The sequence below is a fragment of the Thiomonas sp. FB-6 genome, from assembly GCF_000377645.1.
Taxonomy (GTDB): Bacteria; Pseudomonadota; Gammaproteobacteria; order Burkholderiales; family Burkholderiaceae_C; genus Thiomonas_A.
The window spans coordinates 120,105-143,828 of sequence record NZ_KB898471.1 but is presented as its reverse complement, the minus strand read 5'-3'; the positions used below and the strand labels follow the sequence as shown (position 1 = coordinate 143,828).

The 23,724-nt window shown below is 70.9% G+C and carries 26 protein-coding genes and 1 tRNA gene; 17 read left to right on the top strand and 10 right to left on the bottom strand.

The window, feature by feature from the left end; genetic code table 11:
• The first annotated feature begins 68 nt into the window (after nt 1–68).
• Nucleotides 69–605 (top strand): SCP2 sterol-binding domain-containing protein, encoded by a 537-nt coding sequence (locus D466_RS0100695; RefSeq protein WP_156003881.1) that lies wholly within the window; start codon nt 69–71, stop codon nt 603–605.
• Here D466_RS0100695 and rng read toward each other — a convergent pair whose 3' ends face one another.
• Entirely contained in the window at nt 606–2,093 is a 1,488-nt protein-coding gene (gene rng / locus D466_RS0100690; protein WP_018911761.1) for a ribonuclease G, read from the bottom strand.
• An 18-nt stretch (nt 2,094–2,111) separates the two neighbouring features.
• Nucleotides 2,112–2,735, bottom strand: coding sequence for a nucleoside triphosphate pyrophosphatase (locus tag D466_RS0100685; RefSeq protein WP_026284732.1), 624 nt, complete (start codon nt 2,733–2,735; stop codon nt 2,112–2,114).
• A 136-nt stretch (nt 2,736–2,871) separates the two neighbouring features.
• Between D466_RS0100685 and D466_RS0100680 the strand changes: the two genes are divergently transcribed.
• The 3 genes from D466_RS0100680 to D466_RS20075 all read left to right on the top strand — a co-directional run bounded on the left by D466_RS0100680 (nt 2,872) and on the right by D466_RS20075 (nt 6,237).
• Nucleotides 2,872–4,767: an ABC-F family ATP-binding cassette domain-containing protein gene (locus D466_RS0100680; protein WP_026284731.1), complete on the top strand. Its 1,896-nt coding sequence runs from the start codon at nt 2,872–2,874 to the stop codon at nt 4,765–4,767.
• Between the two features lie 109 nt (nt 4,768–4,876).
• Nucleotides 4,877–5,866: a hypothetical protein gene (locus D466_RS0100675; protein ID WP_018911758.1), complete on the top strand. Its 990-nt coding sequence runs from the start codon at nt 4,877–4,879 to the stop codon at nt 5,864–5,866.
• Complete coding sequence (locus D466_RS20075; RefSeq protein WP_018911757.1) at nt 5,863–6,237, top strand: hypothetical protein; 375 nt, start codon at nt 5,863–5,865, stop codon at nt 6,235–6,237. Before D466_RS0100675 ends, D466_RS20075 begins: the two co-directional genes overlap by 4 nt.
• A 60-nt stretch (nt 6,238–6,297) precedes the next feature.
• Here the strand turns inward: D466_RS20075 and rlmH are convergent, their stop codons facing one another.
• The 6 genes from rlmH to gloB all read right to left on the bottom strand — a co-directional run bounded on the left by rlmH (nt 6,298) and on the right by gloB (nt 11,576).
• Complete coding sequence (rlmH, locus tag D466_RS0100665) at nt 6,298–6,771, bottom strand: 23S rRNA (pseudouridine(1915)-N(3))-methyltransferase RlmH (protein ID WP_018911756.1); 474 nt, start codon at nt 6,769–6,771, stop codon at nt 6,298–6,300.
• A 31-nt stretch (nt 6,772–6,802) separates the two neighbouring features.
• A complete protein-coding gene (rsfS, locus tag D466_RS0100660; protein ID WP_018911755.1) occupies nt 6,803–7,579 on the bottom strand; it encodes a ribosome silencing factor in 777 nt (258 codons plus the stop codon).
• Nucleotides 7,566–8,192, bottom strand: a complete 627-nt coding sequence (nadD, locus tag D466_RS0100655; protein WP_018911754.1) for a nicotinate (nicotinamide) nucleotide adenylyltransferase — start codon at nt 8,190–8,192, stop codon at nt 7,566–7,568. The genes rsfS and nadD overlap by 14 nt, the downstream gene beginning before the upstream one ends.
• 6 nt (nt 8,193–8,198) lie before the next feature.
• Nucleotides 8,199–9,104, bottom strand: a complete 906-nt coding sequence (gene hemF, locus D466_RS0100650) for an oxygen-dependent coproporphyrinogen oxidase (protein ID WP_018911753.1) — start codon at nt 9,102–9,104, stop codon at nt 8,199–8,201.
• A gap of 41 nt (nt 9,105–9,145) precedes the next feature.
• A complete protein-coding gene (locus D466_RS0100645) occupies nt 9,146–10,675 on the bottom strand; it encodes a transglycosylase SLT domain-containing protein (protein WP_231385640.1) in 1,530 nt (509 codons plus the stop codon).
• A 133-nt stretch (nt 10,676–10,808) separates the two neighbouring features.
• Nucleotides 10,809–11,576, bottom strand: a complete 768-nt coding sequence (gene gloB, locus D466_RS0100640) for a hydroxyacylglutathione hydrolase (RefSeq protein WP_018911752.1) — start codon at nt 11,574–11,576, stop codon at nt 10,809–10,811.
• On the opposite strand from gloB, the gene D466_RS0100635 reads away from it, so the two are divergent.
• From D466_RS0100635 to D466_RS0100620, 4 genes are all read left to right on the top strand, one after another.
• Entirely contained in the window at nt 11,571–12,374 is an 804-nt protein-coding gene (locus D466_RS0100635; RefSeq protein WP_231385639.1) for a class I SAM-dependent methyltransferase, read from the top strand. The genes gloB and D466_RS0100635 overlap by 6 nt on opposite strands.
• Entirely contained in the window at nt 12,371–12,838 is a 468-nt protein-coding gene (rnhA, locus tag D466_RS0100630) for a ribonuclease HI (protein ID WP_026284729.1), read from the top strand. The genes D466_RS0100635 and rnhA overlap by 4 nt, the downstream gene beginning before the upstream one ends.
• Nucleotides 12,835–13,539, top strand: coding sequence for a DNA polymerase III subunit epsilon (gene dnaQ / locus D466_RS0100625; RefSeq protein ID WP_018911749.1), 705 nt, complete (start codon nt 12,835–12,837; stop codon nt 13,537–13,539). The genes rnhA and dnaQ overlap by 4 nt, the downstream gene beginning before the upstream one ends.
• A 42-nt stretch (nt 13,540–13,581) precedes the next feature.
• Nucleotides 13,582–13,656, top strand: a tRNA-Val gene (locus D466_RS0100620).
• 171 nt (nt 13,657–13,827) lie between these two features.
• Here D466_RS0100620 and D466_RS0100615 read toward each other — a convergent pair.
• Nucleotides 13,828–14,784: a hypothetical protein gene (locus D466_RS0100615; protein ID WP_156003880.1), complete on the bottom strand. Its 957-nt coding sequence runs from the start codon at nt 14,782–14,784 to the stop codon at nt 13,828–13,830.
• 169 nt (nt 14,785–14,953) lie between these two features.
• On the opposite strand from D466_RS0100615, the gene D466_RS0100610 reads away from it, so the two are divergent.
• The 3 genes from D466_RS0100610 (at nt 14,954) to D466_RS0100600 (ending at nt 16,991) form a co-directional block, all read left to right on the top strand.
• A complete protein-coding gene (locus D466_RS0100610; RefSeq protein ID WP_018911747.1) occupies nt 14,954–15,721 on the top strand; it encodes a sulfite exporter TauE/SafE family protein in 768 nt (255 codons plus the stop codon).
• A 66-nt stretch (nt 15,722–15,787) separates the two neighbouring features.
• A complete protein-coding gene (locus D466_RS0100605) occupies nt 15,788–16,285 on the top strand; it encodes a hypothetical protein (RefSeq protein ID WP_018911746.1) in 498 nt (165 codons plus the stop codon).
• Nucleotides 16,260–16,991: a nucleotidyl transferase AbiEii/AbiGii toxin family protein gene (locus D466_RS0100600; protein ID WP_018911745.1), complete on the top strand. Its 732-nt coding sequence runs from the start codon at nt 16,260–16,262 to the stop codon at nt 16,989–16,991. The genes D466_RS0100605 and D466_RS0100600 overlap by 26 nt, the downstream gene beginning before the upstream one ends.
• Before the next feature lie 14 nt (nt 16,992–17,005).
• Here the strand turns inward: D466_RS0100600 and D466_RS0100595 are convergent, their stop codons facing one another.
• A complete protein-coding gene (locus D466_RS0100595; protein ID WP_018911744.1) occupies nt 17,006–17,650 on the bottom strand; it encodes a TetR/AcrR family transcriptional regulator in 645 nt (214 codons plus the stop codon).
• A 140-nt stretch (nt 17,651–17,790) separates the two neighbouring features.
• Here D466_RS0100595 and D466_RS0100590 point away from each other — a divergent pair, with 140 nt between their 5' ends.
• From D466_RS0100590 to D466_RS0100565, 6 genes are all read left to right on the top strand, one after another.
• Complete coding sequence (locus D466_RS0100590) at nt 17,791–19,350, top strand: AMP-binding protein (RefSeq protein WP_018911743.1); 1,560 nt, start codon at nt 17,791–17,793, stop codon at nt 19,348–19,350.
• Nucleotides 19,301–19,690 carry an enoyl-CoA hydratase-related protein gene (locus D466_RS24610; RefSeq protein WP_369759387.1) on the top strand — a complete coding sequence of 130 codons (390 nt, stop codon included), beginning with the start codon at nt 19,301–19,303 and terminating at the stop codon, nt 19,688–19,690. Before D466_RS0100590 ends, D466_RS24610 begins: the two co-directional genes overlap by 50 nt.
• A 2-nt stretch (nt 19,691–19,692) precedes the next feature.
• The gene (locus D466_RS0100580; protein ID WP_018911741.1) at nt 19,693–21,459 is read left to right on the top strand and encodes an acyl-CoA dehydrogenase family protein; all 1,767 of its coding nucleotides are present in this window, start codon (nt 19,693–19,695) and stop codon (nt 21,457–21,459) included.
• Nucleotides 21,460–21,498: 39 nt separating this feature from the next.
• A complete protein-coding gene (locus D466_RS0100575) occupies nt 21,499–22,641 on the top strand; it encodes an ABC transporter substrate-binding protein (RefSeq protein ID WP_018911740.1) in 1,143 nt (380 codons plus the stop codon).
• A 104-nt stretch (nt 22,642–22,745) separates the two neighbouring features.
• Nucleotides 22,746–22,976 carry a hypothetical protein gene (locus D466_RS0100570; protein ID WP_018911739.1) on the top strand — a complete coding sequence of 77 codons (231 nt, stop codon included), beginning with the start codon at nt 22,746–22,748 and terminating at the stop codon, nt 22,974–22,976.
• A gap of 120 nt (nt 22,977–23,096) precedes the next feature.
• Nucleotides 23,097–23,684 (top strand): hypothetical protein, encoded by a 588-nt coding sequence (locus tag D466_RS0100565; RefSeq protein ID WP_156003878.1) that lies wholly within the window; start codon nt 23,097–23,099, stop codon nt 23,682–23,684.
• Nucleotides 23,685–23,724 lie beyond the last annotated feature (40 nt).

Here is a 23,724-nt window from a genome sequence, read left to right as displayed (position 1 = left end):
TCTGGTAAGCCCCGAGTGCGATCCCCGGGGAGTCCCCGCATACTCCGCCCCGTAAAGGAGGAGTGTCCATGGCCGTTTCTTGGGGTATGACCCGTTTGCCGCGCCTGCTCGGCGCCTGCTGCCTGCTGGCGGCTTCCCAGGCGCATGCCGCCGACCCGCCGGTGCTGATGTCTCCCGCCTGGGCGGCGAACTTCTGCCAGGCCTGGAACCAGACCCCGGAACTGGCCAAGGGCCTTTCGGGCGAGTGGTTGCACGACGACAAAGGCCGCGGCTACAAGATCGTGCAGATGTACCGCGACGACTGCGGCGCCCCCGGCACCGTGGAGCTGAAGATCGTGCTCAAGGACGGGCAGGCCTGGTGCAGCTACGGCGGCACGCCGAACACCCCGGCCGACTTCGGGGTGGACTTCCTGATGCACGCCACCACCGCCAATTGGGAGGCGATGGGCCGCGGCGACCCCGGGCCCATGTGGGCGATGATGAGCGGCAAGCTGCAGTTCCAGGGCCCCAAGCTGGTGGCCATGCGCGCGATCAAGCCTTTCGCCAGTTTCCTGCTGCTGCTGGGCAAGGTGCCCGGCTCCAGCGCGAGCTGCCCGGGGAGCTGATCAGAGCAGCACGATGTCGAACTGGTGCTGGTGGTAGGCCGGTTCGACCTGCAGCGCGATGGGTTTGCCGATGAAGTCCGACAACTCGGCCAGGTGCGCGCTCTCCTCCTCCAGCAGCAGGTCGATGACCGCGTTGGAGGCCAGGATGCGGAATTCCTTCGGGTTGAACTGGCGCGCCTCGCGCAGGATCTCGCGCAGGATGTCGTAGCAGCTCGTGCGGGCGGTCTTCACCTGGCCTTGCCCGGCGCAGGTGGGGCAGGGCTCGCACAGCAGGTGCGCCAGCGACTCGCGGGTGCGCTTGCGGGTCATCTCCACCAGCCCGAGCTGGGAGAAGCCGTTGACCGTCACCTTCACCTTGTCGCGCCACAGGGACTTCTTCAGCTCCTCCAGCACCGCCGCGCGGTGCTGGGCGCTGTGCATGTCGATGAAGTCGAGGAGGATGATGCCGCCCAGGTTGCGCAGGCGCAGCTGGCGCGCGATGGCCTGCGCCGCCTCCAGGTTGGTCTTGAACACCGTATCGTCGAAATTGCGCGCGCCCACGTAGCCGCCCGTGTTCACGTCCACCGTGGTCATCGCCTCGGTCTGGTCGATGATCAGGTAGCCGCCCGACTTCAGGTCCACGCGCCGGCCCAGCGCCTTCTCGATCTCGCCGTCGATGTTGTAGAGGTCGAACAGCGGGCGCTCGCCTCGGTACAGCTGCAGGCGATCGAGCACCCCGGGCATGTATTCGGCGGCGAACTCGCGCAGACGCTCGTGGTTCTCGCGCGAGTCCACCTGGATGCTGCGCGTGGATTCGGTGACCAGGTCGCGCAGCACGCGCTGCGCCAGGCTGAGTTCCTGGTACAGCAGCACCGGCGCCTGCGCCGCGCGCACGCGCTGCTGCAGCACCCCCCAGGTCTTGCGCAGGTAGGCGATGTCCTCCAGCAGTTCGGCGTCGCTCGCGTCCTCGGCATTCGTGCGTACGATGAAACCCATGCCGGCCTGCGCATCGTGCTGCTGCGCCAGTACCGTCAGGCGCTGGCGCAGGCTGTCGCGCAGCGCCGGGTCGTCGATTTTCTGCGACACGCCGATGTGGCTGTCCTGCGGCAGGTGCACCAGCAGGCGCCCGGCCAGGCTGATCTGGGTGGACAGGCGCGCGCCCTTGGCGCCGATGGGATCCTTGATCACCTGCACCAGCAGGGACTGGCCCTCGAACACCAGTTTCTCGATCGGCACCTGCGGTGCGCCGCCGCCCTGGCGCGCCTCGCCGCCCGCGTTCATGCGCTGCCACAGGTCGGCCACGTGCAGGAAGGCCGCGCGCTCCAGGCCGATGTCGACGAAGGCCGACTGCATGCCCGGCAGCACCCGCGCCACCCGCCCCAGGTACACGTTGCCGGCCAGCCCGCGCTCCAGGGTGCGCTCGATGTGGATTTCCTGCACCGCGGCCTGGGCCACCAGCGCGACCCGCGTCTCCTGCGGGGTGATGTTGATCAGCAGGTCTTCTTGCATGGCGAGCGTCGCCCCGGCTCAGGAAAGAATGCCCGCCTGGCGCAACAGCGCGGCGGTCTCGAACAGCGGCAGGCCCATCACTCCCGAATAGCTGCCGCTGATGTGCTGGATGAAGGCGGCCGCGCGCCCCTGCACCGCGTAGGCCCCGGCCTTGCCGAAAGGCTCTCCGCTGGCCACGTAGTCGTCGATGGCCTGCGCGGGCAGCGCGCTCATGCGCACGCGGCTGACGTTGAGCGCCTCGGCCCGCCGCCAGCCGCCTGCGGGCTGCGGCCACGCCAGCGCCACGGCGCTGAGCACGCGATGCTCGGTACCGGCCAGATCGCCCAGCATGTCGCGGGCCTGCATGGCATCCAGGGGCTTGCCCAGGATGCGTGTGCCCAGCGCCACCGTGGTGTCGGCGCACAGCACTGCGCCGGGGGCCAGGCCGCGCCGGCGCAGGCGCAGCAGCGCCGCCTCCAGCTTGGCCCTGGCCACGCGGCGCACGTAGCGCGCGGGGGGCTCCGACGGTCTTTCGGCTTCCAGGGCCTCGACGTCCTCGTCCTCGCCGGCCAGCAAGGGCTGGAAGTCCACGCCGATCTGCTGCAGCAACTCACGCCGCCGCGGGCTGGCGGAGGCGAGATAGAGTGCTGGGCGGCGGGTCATGGAGGGGCGGGCGGGGCAAGCTCGGCATCATACGGCCTGCGCCCGAGCGCCGAACGCCTGCACGCCCCGGTGCTGCAGGCTTCCCGGCACGGCTGGCACAATGACGGTTTTTGCGCGCCCGGCGCGCCTTGCCACCATGTCCATCGTGAGCTGCCAGGAGCTGAGCCTGGCCTACGGCGTGCACGCCTTGCTGGACCGGGCCTCGATGAGCCTGGAGGCCGGCGAGCGCGTGGGCCTGATCGGCCGCAACGGCAGCGGCAAGTCCTCGCTGTTGCGCATCATCGCCGGCACCGAGTCCCCCGATTCCGGCGAACTGCGTCGCCAGCAGGGGCTGCGCCTGGTCTACGTGGCGCAGGAGCCCCAGCTGCAGGGCTATGCCACCGTGTTCGACGCGGTGGCCGAAGGCGTGGCCGAGGCCCGCGCGCTGCGCCAGCGCTTCGAGGCCCACGCGCCCGGCGAGGACCTGGACGCCCTGCAGACCCGCATCGAACTGCTCGGCGGCTGGAACTGGGAGCAGCGCGTGCAGGAGGTGCTGCAGCGCCTGGAGCTGGATCCGCAGGCCGAGGTGGCGGCCTTGTCGGGCGGCCAGCAAAAGCGCGTGGCGCTGGCCCAGGCGCTGGCCGCCAGCCCCGACGTGCTGCTGCTCGACGAACCCACCAATCACCTGGATCTGGACGCCATCCAGTGGCTCGAGCAACTGCTCGCGGGCTTTCGCGGCAGCGTGCTGGTGATCAGCCACGACCGCGCCTTCATCGACGCCGTGGTCACGCGCATCATCGAGCTCGACCGCGGCGTGCTGCGCAGCTATCCGGGCAACTACGCCGCCTTCGAGCAGCGCAAGGCGCGCGAACTCGCCGACGAGGCGCTGGCGCAGGGCCGCGCCGACAAGCTGCTGGCCCAGGAGGAAGAGTGGATCCGCCGCGGCGTCGAGGCGCGGCGCACGCGCAGCGTCGGCCGCGTGCAGCGCCTGCAGCACTTGCGCCAGCAGCGCGCGCAGCGCCGCGAGGCGCTGGGCAGCGTGCGCCTGGAGCTCGACCGCGGCGAGGCCAGCGGGCGGGTGGTGGCCGAGCTCCAGGGCGTGAGCAAGGCCTTCGGCGAGCAGCAGGTGGTGCGGGACCTCTCCGCCATCGTGCTGCGCGGGGACAAGGTGGGCATTCTCGGGCCCAACGGCGCCGGCAAGACCACGCTGCTCAAGCTGCTGCTCGGGGAACTGGCGCCCGACCGCGGCAGCGTGCGCCAGGGCGCCCGCCTGCAGGTGGCGTATTTCGACCAGATGCGCGCCGCGCTCGACCCCGAGGCCACGCTGGCCGACACCATCAGCCCCGGCAGCGAGTGGATCGAGATCGGCGGCACGCGCAAGCACGTCAGCGCCTACCTGGGGGATTTCCTGTTCCCGCCCTCGCGCGCGCGCTCACCGGTGAAATCCCTGTCCGGCGGCGAGCGCAACCGCCTGCTGCTGGCGCGCCTGTTCGCCCGCCCGGCCAACGTGGTGGTGCTCGACGAGCCCACCAACGACCTGGACATGGACACCATCGAGCTGCTCGAGCAGCTGCTGCAGGATTTCCCCGGCACGGTGTTCCTGGTCAGCCACGACCGCCGCTTCGTGGACAACGTGGTCACCAGCACCCTGGCCTGGGAGTCGCCGGGCCGCTGGCGCGAGTACGAGGGCGGCGTGGAGGACTGGCTGGCGCAGCGCCAGCGCGCGGCCCAGGCGCCGGCCGCCGGCGGCGCGGCCGGCGCGAACCCATCCGGGACGAGCCCGAACGCCGCGCAGCGCGCGGCGCCCGCGCCCGCCGCGCGGCGCAAGCTCAGCTACAAGGAGCAGCGCGAGCTCGAACAGCTTCCCGCGCGCATCGAGCAGCTCGAGCAGGAGCAGCGCGAACTCACCCAGCGCCTGGCCGACCCCGCGCTGTACCGCGAGCAGGCGCAGCAGGTGGGGGCGATGCGCGCGCGCTTCGACGCCATCGAACAGGAACTGGGAGCCGCGCTGCAGCGCTGGCAGGACCTGGAGGACCTTGGTCCCGCGGGGTGAACCCGCATGGGCGTCCCGCCATTGCGGCGCAAGGGCTATGGGGGACATTCATCCCGCATAGGCTGGATGCATCGGCGGCGCATGGCGCCGCGCCATGCATCGAGTTCCCATGCCCACGCTGCTGATGTGCCCCCATCGCTCCGACCTGCGGTCGCTGGTCCAATTCCACGGAGTTCCCGAGGGCAGCCTGCTCGACCGCTGGGGCCGCGAGCCCGATTGGCTGTCCGCCAGGGTTCCCTACCTGCTCGGATCCGACCACGGCCTCGACGAACTGGACTACTGCCGCATGCTGGAGCCCCACGGCGGCCTGCTGTGCGACATGTGCCAGGACTTCGGCGGCGCGGCGACCGTGGCGCTGGCCGAACTCAGCGTCGATCTGCGCAACCACGTCCTGAACGGCCTGAGCGTTGCCCAGGCCGCTGCCGATACGTACCGTGGGCGCATGGAGCGATTTCTCGAAGCCATGCGGCAGCACCAGGATGCCATCGACGCCTATCACCGCGCCACGCGCAAGGGAGCCCCGGAAGGCCCGCTCCGAGCCGCGGCTCGCGCGGCACTGCAGCGTTCGGGGGCCGAGCTCAACAGCATGTTCCGGCAGGAGTTGGCGCTGCTAACCACAAACTGGTTCCCACGCGCCATGATGCTCGTGTCCGGAAAGGTCCTGGTGCCCGATCGGGTGTGGCAAATACCCAAGATCTCGCGTCTGGACGTACGCTCGAAGGCGCAGGCCTGGAAGCTGGCCGAGCTTGCCAGATACGCCAGGTACCTGAGCCGCGGGGTCCTGGTCATCGATCTGGGCCGGCGGATCCAAAATGTCTACGACGTCGAGCAGAGCGGCGGGGACTGGCGTCGGCAGATGGCCATCGAGGCGGCAGGGTTCGGCGGGGCATCCATCGCGGGAGCTGCGTCTACCTTGGTTGGAGCGGGCGCCATCGGCGCCGTCGCGATGTTGACCCCCGCGGGGTGGGCGCTGATCCTGGTGGGTCTGGCAGCTGCGGGGATGGCCGCCGCGGGAAGCATTGCTGCGGGGCTGGCGGCCGAGGAGTTTGCGCGAGAACATTACGACGACATCGTCAAGTTCCAGGGAGCGCTGCCGTGAGCGAGCCCGCGTTTGCGCTCCCACTCTTTCTCCTGGCCATGGGAGGCGCGTTCCTTAGCTTCCTTTTGTTTGGCGTATTCGCGGTCGTCACGGTGCGCAAGCTGCGCAAGAACCCCCAGACGCGGTTCCGGCTCGGAATGCCGCTCTATCCCGGCGGCGAGATCCCGAATGTAGCGGCGGCCATCGCCTTGCCGCGGAGCTACACACGGTGGGTCCGATCAGGCCCGATGGGTGATCTGTTCGCCGATTGCGACGCGGTGTATGCCCACACGACCCGCCTCGATCGCTGGCTCGCGCGGATCTTCTTTTCGGTCTTCCTCGTGAGCGCCACCTTGGTCGGAAGCTTCACCATCGTGTATTACCTCTGGTGAACACTGCACAAGCTTCGCGGAGTGGGTCGGTTCCGCAGCACGTAGGCGCCGTCGCCGACCTCACCCCGCCCGGTGGTACGGGTGCCCCGTGATCACGCTGTGGGCGCGGTAGATCTGCTCGGCCAGCAGCACGCGCACCAGGCCGTGGGGCAACGTGAGGTCGGACAGGCGCAGCAGCAGGTCGGCGGAGGCCTTGATGGCGGGTGCCAGACCGTCGGCGCCGCCCACCACGAAGGCCACGTCGCGCCCCTGCTGGCGCCAGCCGCGCATGGCCTCGGCCAGTTGCAGCGTGCTCATGCGCTGGCCGCGTTCGTCCAGCACCACGCGCAGCGCCTGCGCGGGCAGGGCGTCCTCGATGCGCTGGGCCTCGCGCTCCATCACGCTCTGGGTGTCCAGCCCGGCCCCGCGGGACTCCGCGCGCAGCTCGCGCAGCTGCAGCGGGGTCTGGGCCGGCATGCGCCGGGCATACTCGGCGTAGGCCTCGTCCACCCAGGCGGGCATGCGCTGGCCGACCGCGATCAGCCAGTACTTCACCGCGCGCGCCTGCCCAGGTTCACACGCCGGCTCAGGCCTTGGGCTTGGCGCGCGAGGTCGCGGCCCGGCGCGGCGCGGCGGTTCCCGCCGTGGCCTTGGCCGCCGGCCGGCGCGCGCGAGCGGCGGCCGAGGGCGCGGCGCTCTTGACGGCCGAGGTCTCGGCGGATTTCGCGGAGGTCTTCGCCGCCGGGCCTGCGCGTTTCGCGGCTGGTGCCGCGGCGCTGCGGCCCGCGCCGCTGGCGCCAGCCCGGGGAGCGGCGCTCTTGCGGGCCGGTGCCCTGGAGGCCCGTGCCGGCGCCTCGTCCAGGGCGCTGCCCGCGCCTCGCTTCGCCGGTGCCCTGTTCGCCGCTGCCTTGCCTGCCGGGGCCTTCCTGGCAGGCGTCTTGCTCGCCGGCGCCTTGCCCGCCGGTTTCGCGGCCTGGCCGTCGCCGGCGCGGCGCACGCCAGGCTGGGGTTCGGGCGGCTGGCGCACCTTCAGGTGCACGCTCTTGCCGCCCCAGATGTCTTCCAGCTTGTAGTAGGCGCGGATGGCCGGCTGCATGATGTGCACCACGGCGTCGCCGCAGTCCACCAGCACCCACTCGCCGCTCTCGGCGCCCTCCGGGTTCTTCACCGTGCCGCCGGCCTCGCGCACCTTGTCGCGCACGGTCGCCGCCAGCGCGCGCGTCTGGCGGTTGGAGCTGCCGCTGGCGACGATCACGCGGTCGAACAGGCTGGTCAGCGTCTCCGTGTTGAAAACCTGGATGTCCTGGGCTTTCACGTCTTCCAGGGCGCCGACGATGATGCGTTGCAGTTTACGGATGTCCATGCGGGGCAGGGTGGTTTCGGTAGAGGTGATGTCGTTCAATATAGTCCGCCACGGCCGGCGGCACGAGTCCGCGCAGGTCCAGACCCTGCGCGGCGTGTTCGCGCACCGCCGTGGCCGACACGGCCAGCGGGGGCATGCGCAACTGCAGCAGCCGGTGCCCGGCGGCCTGCAGCGCGGCCAGCAGTTCGGCGTCGGGCCGAAGTTCGTGCTCGGGGCGCGGCGCGGCGGCCAGGTCGGCGCCGGCCGCGATGTGCCGCCAGTCCTTCCAGGTGCGGAAGTTCTCCAGCTGGTCGGCGCCCAGCAGCAGCACGAAGCGATGGCCGGGGTGGGCGGCCTGCAATTCCCGCAGCGTATCCACCGTGTAGCTCGGGCCGCTGCGCCGCAGCTCCAGGTCGAGCACCCGCAGGCGCGGCTCGCCCTGCGCGGCCAGGCGCACCATCTGCTCGCGCTGGCCCGCGTCGGCGCCCAGGTCGCCGCGCTGCCAGGGGCGACCGGCCGGGATCAGCCAGACCTCGTCCAGTTCGAGTTGACCCTCGGCACAGCGCGCCAGTTCCAGGTGCGCGAGGTGGATGGGGTCGAAGCTGCCGCCGAGCAGCCCGATGGTGGGGGCCACGTCGGATCAGACCCAGTCGCGCGGCGGCAGGAACTGCTCGCTCAGGCGAGCTTCCGGCGTACCCGGCTCGGGTTTCCAGTCGTAGCGCCAGCGCACCTGCGGCGGCATGGACATCAGGATGGACTCGGTGCGCCCGCCCGACTGCAGGCCGAACAGGGTGCCGCGGTCCCACACCAGGTTGAATTCCACGTAGCGCCCGCGGCGCAGCGCCTGGAATTCGCGCTCGCGATCGCCGTAGGGCATGTCGCGCCGGCGCTGCACGATGGGCAGGTAGGCACCGAGGAAGGCGTCCCCGGTGGCGCGCATCAGCGCGTAGCCGGCTTCGAAGCCCCCGGCGTGGAAGTCGTCGAAAAAGATGCCGCCGATGCCGCGCGCCTCGCCGCGGTGCTTGAGAAAGAAGTATTCGTCGCACCAGGCCTTGAACCGTGGGTGGTAGCCCGGGTCCAGCGGGTCCAGCGCCTGCTTGCAGCTGCGGTGGAAATGCACCGCGTCTTCCTCGAAGCCGTAGTAGGGGGTGAGGTCCATGCCGCCGCCGAACCAGCTCAGCGGCTCCTTGCCCGGCGGGTGCACGCTGAGCAGGCGCACGTTCAGGTGCACGGTGGGCACGTAGGGGTTGCGTGGGTGCAGCACCAGCGACACGCCCATGGCGGTGAAGGGAGCTCCCGCCAGCTCCGCGCGCTGCTGGGTGGCCGATGGAGGCAGGCTGGCGCCGCGCACCGCCGAGAAATTGCAGCCGCCGCGCTCGAACAGCGCGCCTTCCTCCAGCACGCTGCTCAGGCCGTCGCCCTCCAGGCGGCCGCCGGCCGGGCGGGTCCAGGCATCGCGCCGGAAGGCATGGCCGTCGGCGCGCTCCAGCTCGGCGAGGATGCGCGACTGGAGCTCGAGAAGGTATTCGCGGACGGATTCGGACATGGGCAAAGGCAGCGGGGCGTCGGCGGCGCCCCTTCGAGGCTTCAGCGCTCGGCGACGCTGATCAGAGGGCGCGACGGCCGCGTGGCCACGCGCACGGTATGGCCGGGGCCGCGCCGGCGCTGCGCCATGCGCACGCTGCGCTCATGCGCGCGGCGCTGCTCGGCCAGGCGCAACTCGCGGTGCGGGTGCAATTCGCGGGTGTACACGACCACCAGCGCGTGCGGCCGGAAACGCGTGCTCTCGCGTACGTGGTTCCAGCGCGCCACCTCGGCCACGCTGAGCCCGTAGCGCCGCGCCACCGTGCCCGGCGTGTCGTAGTGCCCGGCGTACAGGCGCAGGCGGCGCAGCGGCGGCTCCACCGGGGCCAGCGTGAGCACGGCGTTCTCCGCCACGTGCCGGCTGACGTTGGCGTCGTCCTGCGGCGGACGCGGCACCAGCACGGTGGAGCCCGCCTTGATCACGGTGCGGCTGGGAATGTCGTTGACCTCGCGCAGCGTCGCCACGGTCAGGTGCAGGTGCTCGGCCAGCGCGGCCGGCGTGGAGGTGCGCTCGACGCGGTAGGCGGTCCAGCGGGCCAGCGGGCCCTGGTGCTCGGCCAGCGCCTGCTCGAACTGGGTGGCGTTGTCGTAGGGCAGCAGGATCTGCGGATGCGTGGCCGCCAGGATCACCGGCTTCTTGAACGCCGGGTTGAGGGAGCGGAAATCCGCCACCGAGATGCCGGCCAGGCGGGCCGCCTGCGACACGTCGATGTCCTGGGTGACGGTCACCGGCTGGAAGTAGGGGTGGTCGGGCACGGGCGGCAGCGTGATGCCGTACTGCTCCGGGTGCTCGATGATGTCCTTCACCGCCTGCAGCTTGGGGTAGTAATTGCGCGTTTCCTGGGGCATGCGCAGGTGCGCGTAGTCCACCGGCAGGCCGTGAGCCTGGTTGTAGGCCACCGCGCGCTGCAGCCCGCCTTCGCCCCAGTTGTAGGCGGCCAGCGCAAGCTGCCAGTCGCCGAACATGGCGTGCAGCTTGGTCAGGTAGTCCAGCGCGGCCCGCGTGGAGGCCATGACGTCGCGGCGCCCGTCCTGGAACATGGTCTGGCGCAGGTTGTAGTTCTTGCCCGTGCTGGGGATGAACTGCCACATGCCCGAGGCCTTGGCGCTGGACAGGGCATCGGGGTTGAAGGCGCTCTCGATGAACGGCAGCAGCGCCAGCTCGGTGGGCATGCCGCGGCGCCGTACTTCCTCGACGATGTAGTAGAGGTACTTGCGCGAGCGCTCGGTCATGCGCGCCACGTAGTCGGGGCGGGTGGTGTACCAGTGCACGGCCTGCTCGACGTAGGGCTGCATCTGCGGCCCGTCCATGTCGGGAATGCCGAAGCCGCCGCGGATGCGCTGCCAGATGTCCGTGTAGCGAGGTGCGGCCGCCGCCGCGGCGGCGCTGGCATCCGTCGCGGGCACCGCGGCCGCGGCGCTGGCGGCGGCCAGCGGGGCCGAGGCGCCGTCGGCCAGGGCGGTGGCGCTGGCGGCGCCGGCGGGCGTCGGCGCGGAACTGCCCGGGCGCGGGATCTGCAGCGAGGACGACACCGGGGAGCGAGGGGGGGCGGCGCAACCGGCGGCCATCAGGACGACCGCGGCCAGGGCCCAGAACCTCACTCCTCGAAAACGCTGCATCCCGTATTCCTCATTGCGGACCCTCCGGGGTCCGCGTTCCTGTGGTTCAAAAATCGTTCTTCCACTGCCGCAGCATCGCGAAGGCGTCGACCCGGTCGGCGGGTTCGCGCCCGAAATGCTCCCGCAGCTGCGCCCGGATGGAAGCCTGGTCCGAGCGCAGGAAGGGGTTCACCCGGCGTTCCCGCGCGATGCTACTGGGAAGCGTGGGCAAAAGCTCGCTGCGCTGCCGCAGGCACCAGCGCTCGTAGTCCTCGGTGTCGGAGTTGCCCGGCTCCACGCGGCGAGCGAATTGTAAGTTGCTCAGCGTGTACTCATGCGTACAAAATACCTGAGTGTCGTCCGGCAACGACCCCAGGCGGTCCAGCGAAGCCAGCATCTGCTCCGGCGTGCCCTCGAAAAGACGCCCGCATCCGGCCGAGAACAGGGTGTCGCCGCACAACAGGATGCCCAGCGACGCGCAGTGGTAGGCGATGTGTCCCAATGTGTGCCCGGGAACGTCCAGCACCTCGAAGCGCAGTCCCAGCGCCTGCAGCTCGACGCTGTCGCCCCCGGCCACGCGATGCGACACGCCGCCGATGTCCTCGCCGGCAGGGCCCCACACCGGCACCGGCCCGCGCTGCAGCAGCGCGGCGATGCCGCCGGTGTGATCGGGGTGGTGGTGGGTGACTAGAATGCCGGCGAGTCGCAGGCCGCCGGACTCGCAGGCGGCCAGCACGGGGCCGGCGTCGCCCGGATCCACCACCACGGCGCTGCGCGAGTCGTGGATCATCCAGATGTAGTTGTCCCGAAAGGCTTGCAGCGCGACGATATGCATGAGTCCCCCGAAGTGCGCCCGAGTATAAATCTCGACCGCTGGATGCAAAGCCCGGGCGGACACCATGCGCTGGCCTGGCAGCAGCAGCAGATGGACCGCCTGGTCGCGGACATCTTCGGGTTCCACGCGGTGCAACTGGGCATGGGCGGGCTGGCCGCGCTGCGCCACAACCGCATGCCCCACCGCTGGTTCGCGCGCGACGTCGCCGACAGCGTCGAGGAGGCGCCGGGTGCCGCCGGGCCGGCCGCGCTGGTGTGCGAGTTCACCGACCTGCCGCTGGCCGGCCAGAGCCTGGACCTGGTGGTGCTGCCGCATACGCTGGAGGTGGCCTCCGACCCCTACGCCTGCCTGCGCGAGGCCGACCGCGTGCTGGTGGCGGGCGGGCAGGTGGTGATCACCGGCTTCAACGCGCTGAGCCTGTGGGGCGCGCGCCAGGCGCTGGCGCGCCTGGGCGGCGAGCCCTACCTGCCGCAGAGCGGAGAGTTCATCTCGCCGCGGCGGGTGCGCGACTGGCTGCGCCTGCTGAGTTTCGAGGTCACCGCGGGCGCCTACGGATGCTGGCGCCCGCCGCTGCAGACTCAGGCCTGGCTGGAGCGCTGGCGCTTCATGGACAAGGCGGGCGAGCGCTGGTGGCCCATGCTGGGCGGCATGTATGTATTGGTGGCGACCAAGCGCGTGCGTTCCATGCGCCTGGTCGGCAAGGCCTGGCAGCCGGGCGCCGCGAAGGCGCATGTGGGGCGCCCGGTGGCCCATCGTCGTGCGGCGCACAAGCGCCGCGAATCCGGAGATCGTGCATGAGTCAAGTGGACGCCTATACCGACGGCGCCTGTCGAGGAAATCCCGGCCCGGGCGGCTGGGGCGTGGTGCTGCGCGCATCGGGCGCGCAGAAGGAGATGTTCGGCGGCGAGCCGGCCACCACCAACAACCGCATGGAAATGCTGGCGGCCATCACCGCGCTGGAAACCCTCAAGCAGCCCTGCGAGGTGCGCCTGTACACCGACTCGCAATACGTGCTCAAGGGCATGACCGAGTGGCTCGCCGGCTGGAAGGCGCGCGGCTGGAAGACGGCCGACCGCAAGCCGGTGAAGAACGTGGACCTGTGGCAGCGCCTGGAGCAGGCGGCCGGCGCGCACCGCGTGCAATGGATCTGGGTGCGCGGCCACGACGGCAACCCGGGCAACGAACTGGCCGACGAGCTCGCCAATCGCGGCGTCGACAGCGTGCAGGGGCGGGGCGAGTTCGCCGCCGGGAGGCGCCCATGACCCGGCAGGTCATCCTCGACACCGAGACCACCGGCCTGAACCCCGGCTCCGGCGACCGCATCATCGAGGTGGCCGGCGTGGAACTGCTCAAGCGCAGGCCCAGCGGCCGGCATTTCCAGCGCTACGTGAACCCGAGGCGCTCCAGCCATCCCGACGCGCTGCGGGTGCACGGCCTGACCGACGAGTTCCTCTCCGGCATGCCGCTGTTCGAGCAGGTCGTCGACGATCTGCTGGAATTCGTGCACGGCGCCGAGGTGGTGATCCACAACGCAGCCTTCGACGTGGCCTTCCTCGACGCCGAACTCGAGCGCCTGGGCCGCGCCCCTTTCGAGTCGCATTGCGCCGGCATCACCGATTCCCTGGCCATCGCCCGCGAACAGTTCCCCGGCAAGTTCAACAGCCTGGACGCGCTGTGCAAGCGTTTCGGCGTGGACAACACCCGGCGCACGCTGCACGGCGCCCTGCTGGACGCGGAACTGCTGGCCGAAGTCTACGTCTGGCTCACCCGCGGCCAGGACAGCCTGGTCATGGAACTGGAGGACTCGCAGCAGGCGGGCGCCGAGCAGGCCGCGGACCTGTCCGGCCTGCAACTGCGCGTGCTGGCGGCCAGCGAGGCCGAGCTGCGCGAGCACGAGGCCATCCTGCAGGTGCTGGACAAGGGCGGCAAGGCGGTGTGGAAGCCCACGGCTGCGCCGACTTGATGCGCGGCGAAATTTCTATGGCATAATTTTGGTTTTCGCCCCGGGTGGTTAGCTCAGCGGTAGAGCACTGCCTTCACACGGCAGGGGCCACAGGTTCGATCCCTGTACCACCCACCAGACGCAAGTCCGGTAACGTCCGGCAGAGGCCGCAAGACCATGAGAAATCAAGGGCTTGCGGCTTTTTTCATGGCCGCTGGAGTGCGCAAGGTCCGTTGGCAGCCAGCTCAGTCCCGTGCCCGCGCAAACCCGGGGTCCGCGTCGCCGCGCGTACTGCGAACATCGGTACGCTCAGTGGTCGATCCAGTGAAAGGACGCGACCTTTCTGAAGTCGTCGTAGAACAGCCTGTATCCGTTCTCGTCTTCACCACGCGACGTGAGGAACAACCAGGCCGGCCTGCCGCCGGGGTCGACGTTGGCCACGTCGACCGGCGTCATCCGGCGGCCCAGATAGCGAATGGAACCCCGTCTGTCCATCACGAACCAGTAGTCGACGAAGTTCGGGTCGTCGAAGAATGCACAGTTCGCGCGGGGATCCTCGAGCCGTTCGCCGAGCAGCACTTGCCCGTTCCTGTCGCGGTAGGCGCGAAGCACATGGATCCTGTCGTTTCCATACGGCACCCGGCGCACGGGCTCCTGTTCCGGCGTCCTGCAGCGTTCCGAGCTGTGAACCCACGTGCGCAACGCGGCTGCAGCCGTGGCGGCTTGCGCGGGGGTCAGCACGGTGGGCCTCCATGGTTGGCGATTGCGCTCCTGCGGCGCGGAGACCAGCAGCAGCGGCCTCCTGCGCGCGACTGCGCCGGGCGCCGGGAAATCCCGCGCGCCGCTTCGAATCACGGGGATGTTCACTTCGGGCGTGGTGATGATCTGCGCGCCGACATCGGAGTACCAGCGGACGACGCCCGGATTCCGACTCCTGACGTCGCCGATGGCCTTGCCGCGGAAGAACACCGTCCAGGCCACGCTTTGCGGGGCAAGGCGGTTCGTGCCGCCGAGGGCCGCCGGCGTGCCGAAGGCGCCCTCCATCGGCTTCCATCTGGAGCCGTCTCGTCGAAACAGGACGCGTACGTGCAGCCCCGAACTCACAGGCGGATTCGGCGCGGTCGCCTCGACCTGCGGGCCTTCGAGGACGCCGAGATAGACCGGCGCCCGGGGCGCTGCGAACGAAATCCGGATTCCCGCCAGGAGGACGACGGCGGCGACGCCGGAGAGGAACAGTCTGCTGCGAGGCATGGTGAGTCCACCCACGATCGGCTCAGGACACGCACGCGGCTGTGCGCTTGAGCGCATTGTCACGGTTTGCCTGCATCGCGCATGCGCTCGGCGCCCGCCGGCATAAGCTCATGAGCCATGAATCGTTGGGTTTCACGCGCTCCGTGCCTAGCATCGACGGCCTGTTCCCCCTCGAGCTGCGGCGATGCTATTTCCCACCCTGGTCTTGCTGGGCCTGCTCACGGGCGCCCTGATCGGCGCCACCGGCGTCGGCGCCGGCTCCCTCATGACTCCGATGCTGATCGGGGTGTTCCGGCTTCCGCTGCCGGTGGCCATCGGCACCGACCTGTGCTTCGCGGCTCTCACCAAGTTCGGCGGGGCGGTGGCGCACTGGCGCCAGGGGCACGTGGATCGGGCGCTGCTGCGGCGCATGCTGCTGGGCAGCCTTCCGGCATGCCTGGGGACCCTGCTGGCGATGCATGCGCTGGGCTGGGCGCGCTCGGGCCACGGCGTGCTGGGCACGGCGCTGGGCGTGGCCTTGCTGCTGACGGCGGTGATGATCGCCGGGCGCGGCGCCTGGAGCCGCTTCGCGCTTCGCGCGGGGCGCCGGGTCCCCGCAGGGCTGCGCGACGTGCTGACCGTGGTGCTGGGAGCACTGCTGGGCGTGCTCGTGACCTTGAGTTCCGTGGGCGCCGGGGCCATCGGCTCCACGCTGATCGCGCTGCTGCACCCGCGCTTGCGGGCGCGCAGGCTGGTGGGCACGGACATCGCGCACGCGGTGCCGCTGAGCCTGCTGGCCGGCGCGGGGCACGCCTGGCTGGGCCACGTGGACCTGCGCGTGCTCGCCGCGCTGCTGCTCGGGTCCTTGCCGGGCATCTGGCTGGGCGCGCGCGCCAGCGCGTGGCTGCCGGAGCGGGTCACACGGGGGCTGCTGGCGACCGTACTGCTGGGCGCCGGATTGCGCATGCTGTAAGGGGAATTGACGTTTTGTGCAAGTTTGATTATGTTTGATTGATCAAATGATCAATCAACGGTGGTCATGAGCACGGCAATTCTTCGGGACATCCTCGCGGCAGCAGCGGAGCTCGGGCTCACGCAGAAGCAACTCGCGGCCGCGGCCGGCGTGCGCGCGGAAACGCTCTCGCGGGCCAAGAAGCGCGGGTCCTTGCAGTTGCCTCTGGCCGAAGCCCTGGCCCGGGCGGTCGGCGCCGACTTGGTCCTTCGCAGGCCGGCTGGCCGGCAAGCCGTCGCCACCGTCGCTGCGCCGCCAGCGCCGCCCCCAGGGTTCCGGGAGCGCTATCGTGCCTTGCTATGGTCGAACCCGGATGCCCCGGACGAGGTCCTGCTCCGCCGGGCGCTGGTGCGCCCGGGGTTTCGCATGTTGCTCGACGCGGCGGTGGAGTTCGGCTTGCCGAGGCTGCAACGCGAGTGGGACGAACTGTTGGCCGCGGACGATCCCGAGGCACTTCGGGCGCGGGCGGTCACGGAGCAACTCCTGAGGAACATCCAGGATGGATTTGCGCTCGCTGCCGCCTGATACCGCCCGATTGTGGGAGCGTCTGCGCGGCGAGGCGCTGTTGCGTGGCTTCGTCCTCGTGGGGGGAACCGCATTGGCCATGCGCATCGGCCACCGCAGAAGCGAGGACCTGGACTTCGCCTTCGTGGCGGGACAGACGCTTCCCCGCCTGGCCCTCGAACAGCTGCGTGCCAGGCTGTCGGCCGAGGGCTGGATCCTGGCGCCAATGGCTGATCCCGTCGCAGTGCAGGAGGCCATCGATGCCGGCCTGGACCTGGAGGACCGTCAGCAGGACTACTCCGTGCAAGGGGCTGCCAGACTATCCTTTGTGCGCCTGCGTAACCAGGTGACGAGCCTGCTCGCGGGCGATGCGGCCAGCGCCGTGCGCGTGGCGAGCCTGGATGAAATCTTCGCCACGAAGGTCCTGGCGATCGCCGACCGGTCCAAGAGCCGTGATTGGTTCGACCTCTACGTGCTCATGACGGGGCACGGGTATTGCGTCGCCGATCTGGAGTGGGTCTGCACGCGGGTCGGCGAGCCGCAGCAGTACGAAATCGTCAAGGCTCGGCTGCTGGCCTGCAAGCCCTCGGCCGCCGATGAGGGCTATGCGCAGCTTCTGGACGACGCCCCCACGCGAGACCGGATGCGGGAGTTCTTCGCGCTCGCGTTCAACGACTTCGAGCGCGGCGCCGTGGCCGCGCGGATCAGGGCTGAGCGGCGATCCTGAGGCCATCCCTGGCTTCAGGGGCCGACGTTCTCGCGGGGGCTCGGACAGTCGAGGATGAGGCGCTCGACCAGGCGGCGGCGCGCGCTGCGCTCGGTGTGGCTGCCCGCGCCGCCGATCTGCGATTCGGCGACCACGTAGCTGTACAGCAGGAAGCCGCGCTGGCGTGCTTCGGTGGGCGCGAAGCCCATGGCCTCGATGAGGCCGCTGATGTAGTCGATGCGGCTGGCGTCGGCTTCGTCCACCGCCTGCCGGGCCATCGCGTCGTGCCGGGCCCAGGCGCGCAGCGCCAGTTCGATGCGCGCGGCGCGCATCGCCGCGCGGCCGCGAAAGGGCAGGGACAGCACCTCGCGCAACTGCGCCCGCGCGTCGCCGCTGGCCTGTTTCAGGCGCGCTGTGAGCTGCTCGGTGGCGCGGTCGCGCCAGCTTTGCAGCACCTGGCGCAGCAGGTCCTCGCGGTCGCGGAAATGCCAGTAGAAGCTGCCCCGCGTGACCTCGAGTTCGGTGGCCAGCACGTCCACCCGCACGTTGTCGATGCCGTGGTCCACCAGCACCGCGGTGGCGGCCTCGATCCAGCGCTCCGGGGTCAGGGTCTCGCGCCGCGGGGCCTGCCGGCGCTTGCGCGGCGGGGAGGGCGGGTGGGGCGTCGGAAGGGCGGGCATGAAGGCGGTGGAGGAGCGGGGCTGGGCGGGCCCGGCCCCGCGGGTTTGTCCTGATCGAGGGCCGGAATTGTAGGCATAGCATGTCACCAAACACATACGCATGTGTATGGTAAAAACACGCGGGAGACGTCGAGGTGGACATGCTGGATGCGACGGCCCGGGCGCGGCGCCTGGGCCTGGCGCCGCAGCGCGTGGTGCGCGTGGGTTTCGACGACGGCAGTTTCGTGCTGCGCTCGCCCGAGCCCCTGTGCCCCTACGCGCGCTGCGTGGGGGAATGGCTGGAGACCTGGGCGCGCGAGACGCCGGATGCGCCGGCCTTCGCCGAGCGCGCGCCCGACGGCGCCTGGCGCAGCCTGAGCTGGGCGCAGACCCGCGAAGGGGTGGGGCGCATCGCGCAAAGCCTGCTGGGCCTGAAGCTGCAGGCGCAGGCGCCGGTCGCGGTGCTGTCGGACAACGCGCTGGACCACCTGCTGCTGATGCTGGCCGCGATGCACGTGGGCCGCGTCGTGTGCGCCGTGTCCAGCGCCTATTGCCGCCTGGTGCGTGACGGCGACTATTCGCGCATCCACGGCATTCTCAACACCCTGGGACCGGCGCTGATCTACGCCAGCGACGCCGCGGTGTACGGCCCGGCGATCGCCAGCTCCGGGCAGCAGGCGGTGGTGGTGTTCAGCGATGGAGCCGACACCTATCCCGGCGCGCTGCGTTTCGACAGCCTCCTGCGCACCGCCGAGGGGCCGGAGGTCATGCGCGCCTTCGAGGCCATCACGCCCGACACCCATGCCAAGTACCTGCTGACCTCCGGGTCCACCGGGCACCCCAAGGTGGTGATCAACACCCATCGCGTGCTGTGCGCGAACCAGCAGATGATCGCTCAGGTCTGGCGCTTCCTGGAGCAGGAAAAGCCGGTGCTGCGCGACTGGCTGCCGTGGAGCCACACCTTCGGCGGCAACCACAACCTGGGCCTGGTGCTGCGCAACGGCGGATTCCTGGCCGTGGACGACGGGCGCCCGCTGCCCGGGCAGATCGAGCGCTCGCTGCGCAATGCCTGCGAGCTGCGGCCGACCCTGCATTTCAACGTGCCGCGCGGCCTGGACATGCTGCTGCCCATGCTCGAGGCGGACGACGAAGTCGCGGCCTCCTGGCTGTCGCGCCTGCGGGGCGTGTTCTACGCCGGCGCCGGCCTGCCGCAGTCGAGCTGGGACAGGCTGCAGGCGCTGGCCCGCCGGGTGCGCGGGGTCAACGTGTTTCCCGGCTACCGCGACGCGCCGCAGCTCACGGCCCAGGCCTTCGACGCCGAGGGCCACTACGGCATCGGCGACGCCGGGCTGCTCGCCGATCCGGCGCGGCCCGAGCAGGGCGGGGCCTTCGACGGCCGCGTGGCCGAGGATTTCAAGCTGGCCTCGGGCACCTGGGTGTCGGTGGGTACGCTGCGCGTGCGCCTGGTATCGGCGCCGAACCCTTCGGGCTGGGCCCCGATACGGCCCAGCGAAATGACAGTGATTAGCGGGACAGGACACTGGTCGAGGCGCTGTACGCCGGCGGTCCCGAGATCATCCTTCCCGAATGAATCCCATGCTCCAGGAATTCCGAGCCTGCACCGGCGCACTGGCGGCGCTGGACCTGCTGCAGCTTCAGCGCAACGACACCGTGCTGCACCTGCGCCTGAACCGCCCCGACAAGCGCAACTCGGTCCATGACGCATTGCTCGCGCAACTGCATAGCGCCTTCGTCAACCTGCCCGCGGACGTGCGCGTGGTGGTGATCAGCGCCGCGGGGGAGCATTTCTGCGCGGGGCTGGACCTCGGCGAGGTCAGCGAGCGCAACGTGGTGCAGGGCATCCACCACTCCCGCGCCTGGCACGCGGCCTTCGAGACCATCCAGTACGGCCCGGTTCCGGTGCTCTCGGTGCTGCACGGCGCCGTGGTGGGCGGGGGGCTGGAAGCGGGTGCGCGATTTCCTGCACAAGCGCGCGGCCAAGGTGGCGAAATCGTGATGCAGGGACCGCGCGCCACCATCCCCACCCTGGAGCAGGACTGAGCATGGCCTGGACCTACGAGGCGCCGCTGCGCCATATGCGTTTCGTGCTCGGGCAGGTGCTCGACGCCCCCGCCGCCTGGGCGGCCTGCCCGGCGCACGCCGAGCTGGACCTGGACACCGCCTGCGCGGTGCTCGAGCAGGGCGCGCGTTTCGCCGCCGGGCGCCTGCAGCCGCTGAACGCCTCCGGCGACCTGGGCGGATGCCGCCTGGACGAGGGCGGGCAGGTGCGCACCCCCGAGGGTTTCGGCCGGGCCTACCGGGAGTTCGTCGAGGCCGGCTGGCCGGCGCTGGCCGCCGAGCCGCGCTGGGGCGGCCAGGGACTTCCGCTGGTACTCGACGCCTGCCTGCGCGAGATGCTCGACGCCTGCAACCACGCGTGGAACATGTACCCGGACCTGCTGCACGGCGCGGTCGAGACCCTGGCCGCGCATGGCAGCGAGGAACTGCGCCAGCGTTACCTGCCGCGCCTGGTCAGCGGCGAGTGGCTGGCCGCCATGGCGCTCACCGAGCCGCAGGCCGGCAGCGACCTGGGCCTGCTGCGCACGCGCGCCGAGCCGCAGGCCGACGGCAGCCTGCGGGTCCGCGGAAGCAAGATCTTCATCTCCGGCGGCGACCACGACCTGAGCGACAACATCGTGCACCTGGTGCTGTGCCGCCTGCCCGACGCTGCTCCCGGCACGCGCGGGCTGTCGCTGGCGCTGGTGCCCAAGCTCCTGCCCGACGGCAGTCGCAACGCGATGCACTGCGACTCGCTGGAACACAAGATGGGCCTGCGCGCGAGCGCCACCTGCGCGATGCGCTACGAAGGCGCCACGGGCTGGCTGATCGGCGAGCCCGGGCGCGGGCTGGCGGCGATGTTCGTGATGATGAACTCGGCCCGCCTGCACGTCGCGCTGCAGGGCCTGGGTCACGCCGAGATGGCGGCGCAGAACGCCCTGCGTCATGCCTGCGAGCGCCGGCAGCTGCGCGTGCCCGGCCCGCGCGCCAACGCCGATGCCGAGGCCGACCCCATCGCGCGCCACCCGGCGATGCGGCACGCGCTGCTGGCGCTGCAGGCGCAGGTGGAGGCCGGTCGCGTGATGGCCGCGCGCGCGGCGCTGGCGCTGGACCTGGCGGCCCACCATCCCGACCCCGCGGTGCGCGCGGCGCGCCAGGCGGAGGCCGCGCTGCTGACCCCGCTGCTCAAGGCCGGACTCACGCGCCTGGGTTTCGAGGGCGCCAGCGCGGCGCTTCAGGTCTTCGGCGGCTACGGCTACGTGCGCGAATACGGCATCGAGCAAAGCGTGCGCGACGCGCGCATCGCGATGATCTACGAAGGCACCAACGAGATCCAGGCCATCGACCTGGTGCAGCGCAAGCTGCTGGGCGACGGCGGGGCGGCCCTGCGTGCGCTGCTGCGGGAGTTCCGCGCCGAGGCGCAGGAGTGCTCGGGGCAGCCGCGCCTGCTGGCCTTCGCGCGGGCGCTGCAGGAGTCATGCGAGCAGGCCGAGGCCGCGCTGGACGCGCTGCTGGCGCGCGACGACCCGCGGGCGGTGCTGGCGCTGGCGCAGGACGCGATGGACGGCCTGTGGTGGCTGCTGTGCGCCTGGGCCTTCGCCGCCAGCGCGCGCGCCGCGCTGCGCGAGCCGGCCGAGGACCCGCTCTGGGCCGAGGCCCTGCTGGCGCGCATGCGCTACGGCGTGGACTGGCTGCTGCCGCGCGCCGCGCTGCATTGGCAACGCATCCGGAGCCAGGACCTGGTCCTGCCCGAAGTGCAGGCGGCGCGCTGAGGCGCCGCCTTCGTGGTTCAACATTTGGGAGACAAGACGATGAAAGCCTGGAAAACCGCAGTTCTCGCAGCCGCGCTGGCGGCCGCGGCCCCGGCCGCGATGGCCGACGTGCAGGTCGGGGTGATCCTGTCCATGACCGGCCCCGCCGCGTCGCTGGGCATTCCCGAGAGGAAGACCATCGAGCTGTTCCCGAAGACCATCGCCGGGCAGGCGGTCCATTACATCTTCCTGGACGACGCCAGCGATCCCACCACCGCGGTCAAGGATGCCCGCCAGCTCATCGAGCAGGACCACGTGGACGTGATCCTGGGCCCCAGCATCACCCCCAACGCGCTGGCGATCATCGACGTCGTGGCCGGCGCCAAGGTGCCCGACATCGCCATCGTGCCCAGCATCTCGATGCCGGTGACCGAGCGCACGCGCTGGGTGTTCAGCACCCCGCAGAGCAACGCCCTGATGGCCGGCGCGGTGGTGCGCAGCATGCTGGCGCAGGGGCTGAAGAAGGTGGCCTTCATCGGCTTCAGCGACGCCTATGGCGAAGGCTGGTGGAAGGCCTTCTCGGCGGACGCCAAGGCCCACGGCATCGAGATCGTCGACAAGGAGGAGTTCGCGCGCAGCGCCACCTCGGTGACCGGCCAGGCACTGCACATCGCGGCGGCCAGGCCGCAGGCGGTGCTGATCGCCGCCTCCGGCACGCCGGCGGCGCTGCCGGCGCGGGCCCTGAACCAGGTCGGCTTCAAGGGCCAGCTGTACCAGACCCACGGCGTGGCCAACCCCGACTTCCTGCGCGTGTGCGGCGCCGACTGCGAGGGCACGCTGGTGCCGGTTTCGCCCGGCGTGGTGGCGGCCCAGTTGCCCGAATCCTCGCCGATCAAGGCGGCCGCGATGCGCATGGCCGGCACCTACGAGAAGGTGCACGGCAACACCGTGTCGCAGTTCACGGCCAATGCATGGGACAGCGGAGTGCTGCTCGAGGCCGCGCTGCCGGTGGCCCTGAAGACCGCCGGGCCCGGCGACACGCCCGCGCTGCGCAGCGCCCTGCGTGATGCGCTCGAGGGCCTGAAGGACCTGCCCGGCTCCGACGGCATCTACACCATGAGCCCCAGCAACCACGACGGCCCCGGCGCCGACGCGGTGGTGATGGTGCGGGTCGAGCACGGGGCCTGGAAACTGGTGAAGTGATGCTTTCCCCGGGGCGGCCGCGGCGGCGCTGCCCCCGGGGCCGGGCCAGGGGCCTCGAGACGCTGCCTGCGGGAAATACAATATGTCGCCTGGAGGCCCGACGCATGTCAGAGTCCGTCATACGACACGAATACCGCGGACACACGATCACGATCCGTGTGCAGGAAACGAGCGACGCCCAGTGGACCTGGTCGTACTCGATCGAAGGCATCGGCTACAGGGACTACGGGGCCCGCGCCAGGAGCAGCTACGACCCCATGCTGAGCGCGGCGATCGACGAGGGCAAGCGCCGCATCGACGCCTTCGAGGACCGGCTCGCCACCGGCGAGGGCTAGGAGCCGCCCAGGCTCCTCAGCCCCGGCCATGCGCCCCGAGGCCGGCGCAGCTTCGCCGCGCGGCCGCGCCGACTGGTGTAAGTTGTCTGCCTGGGGAAGCATCGGCGGGGAGAAGGCATCATGCGTGCAGTGAGGGTTGTCCGAGCGGCGCTGTGCCTGGCCGCGATGTCCGGGCTGCTCGCGCCGCTCGCGGCGGCCAGGCCGCCGGAGAAGGCGAGCTTCGGGGCCTGGGTCGTGGGCGAGGCGGCCGATCGGGCCTCGGTGTACGCCGCCACCAGCGGCGATTCCGGAGACGTGCTGGGCAAGTCCTGTTCGCGCGACGGCTCCGGTTGCGTGTGGGTGCTGCTCACGCCGGAGGGCTGCGCGGCGGGCGCCCGTGCCCCGGCGCTGCTCAACGCCAGCGCCGGCGCGGCTCCCGTCACCCTGTACTGCGACGGCAAGCGATTCCAGATCGGCGACGCCGACTTCTATCGCGAGGTGGTACTGGAGCCGCGCATCGTGGAGGACGAGGTCCGGCGCAGCGCCGGCATGCTGGGCGTGGCCTATCCGCTGGAAAGCGGTGCCTTCAAGGCCGACCGCTTCAACCTGGCGGGTGTCGCCGACGCCCTGTCCGCGCTGCGGGGGCTGTCCGCGCCTCCCGCGCCCGCCCGGCCCCCCGCCCCGGCGCCGCCCATCCCTGCGTCGACCACCAGGAGCGGCGTGTTCTGATCCCCACGCCTATTTCCACGCGAAATTCATGGTGATGCTC

Coding starts and splice junctions, on each gene's coding strand:
- D466_RS0100600 (WP_018911745.1), top strand. CDS start 16,260: ATGGATTTGCGCTCGCTGCCGCCTGATACCGCCCGATTGTGGGAGCGT.
- hemF (WP_018911753.1), bottom strand. CDS start 9,104: ATGTCCGAATCCGTCCGCGAATACCTTCTCGAGCTCCAGTCGCGCATC.
- rnhA (WP_026284729.1), top strand. CDS start 12,371: ATGAGTCAAGTGGACGCCTATACCGACGGCGCCTGTCGAGGAAATCCC.
- D466_RS0100580 (WP_018911741.1), top strand. CDS start 19,693: ATGGCCTGGACCTACGAGGCGCCGCTGCGCCATATGCGTTTCGTGCTC.
- D466_RS0100685 (WP_026284732.1), bottom strand. CDS start 2,735: ATGACCCGCCGCCCAGCACTCTATCTCGCCTCCGCCAGCCCGCGGCGG.
- rsfS (WP_018911755.1), bottom strand. CDS start 7,579: ATGGACATCCGTAAACTGCAACGCATCATCGTCGGCGCCCTGGAAGAC.
- D466_RS0100675 (WP_018911758.1), top strand. CDS start 4,877: ATGCCCACGCTGCTGATGTGCCCCCATCGCTCCGACCTGCGGTCGCTG.
- D466_RS0100635 (WP_231385639.1), top strand. CDS start 11,571: ATGCATGAGTCCCCCGAAGTGCGCCCGAGTATAAATCTCGACCGCTGG.
- D466_RS0100570 (WP_018911739.1), top strand. CDS start 22,746: ATGTCAGAGTCCGTCATACGACACGAATACCGCGGACACACGATCACG.
- dnaQ (WP_018911749.1), top strand. CDS start 12,835: ATGACCCGGCAGGTCATCCTCGACACCGAGACCACCGGCCTGAACCCC.
- D466_RS0100595 (WP_018911744.1), bottom strand. CDS start 17,650: ATGCCCGCCCTTCCGACGCCCCACCCGCCCTCCCCGCCGCGCAAGCGC.
- D466_RS0100610 (WP_018911747.1), top strand. CDS start 14,954: ATGCTATTTCCCACCCTGGTCTTGCTGGGCCTGCTCACGGGCGCCCTG.
- D466_RS0100605 (WP_018911746.1), top strand. CDS start 15,788: ATGAGCACGGCAATTCTTCGGGACATCCTCGCGGCAGCAGCGGAGCTC.
- D466_RS0100680 (WP_026284731.1), top strand. CDS start 2,872: ATGTCCATCGTGAGCTGCCAGGAGCTGAGCCTGGCCTACGGCGTGCAC.
- gloB (WP_018911752.1), bottom strand. CDS start 11,576: ATGCATATCGTCGCGCTGCAAGCCTTTCGGGACAACTACATCTGGATG.
- D466_RS0100695 (WP_156003881.1), top strand. CDS start 69: ATGGCCGTTTCTTGGGGTATGACCCGTTTGCCGCGCCTGCTCGGCGCC.
- rng (WP_018911761.1), bottom strand. CDS start 2,093: ATGCAAGAAGACCTGCTGATCAACATCACCCCGCAGGAGACGCGGGTC.
- D466_RS0100590 (WP_018911743.1), top strand. CDS start 17,791: ATGCTGGATGCGACGGCCCGGGCGCGGCGCCTGGGCCTGGCGCCGCAG.
- D466_RS0100565 (WP_156003878.1), top strand. CDS start 23,097: ATGCGTGCAGTGAGGGTTGTCCGAGCGGCGCTGTGCCTGGCCGCGATG.
- D466_RS0100575 (WP_018911740.1), top strand. CDS start 21,499: ATGAAAGCCTGGAAAACCGCAGTTCTCGCAGCCGCGCTGGCGGCCGCG.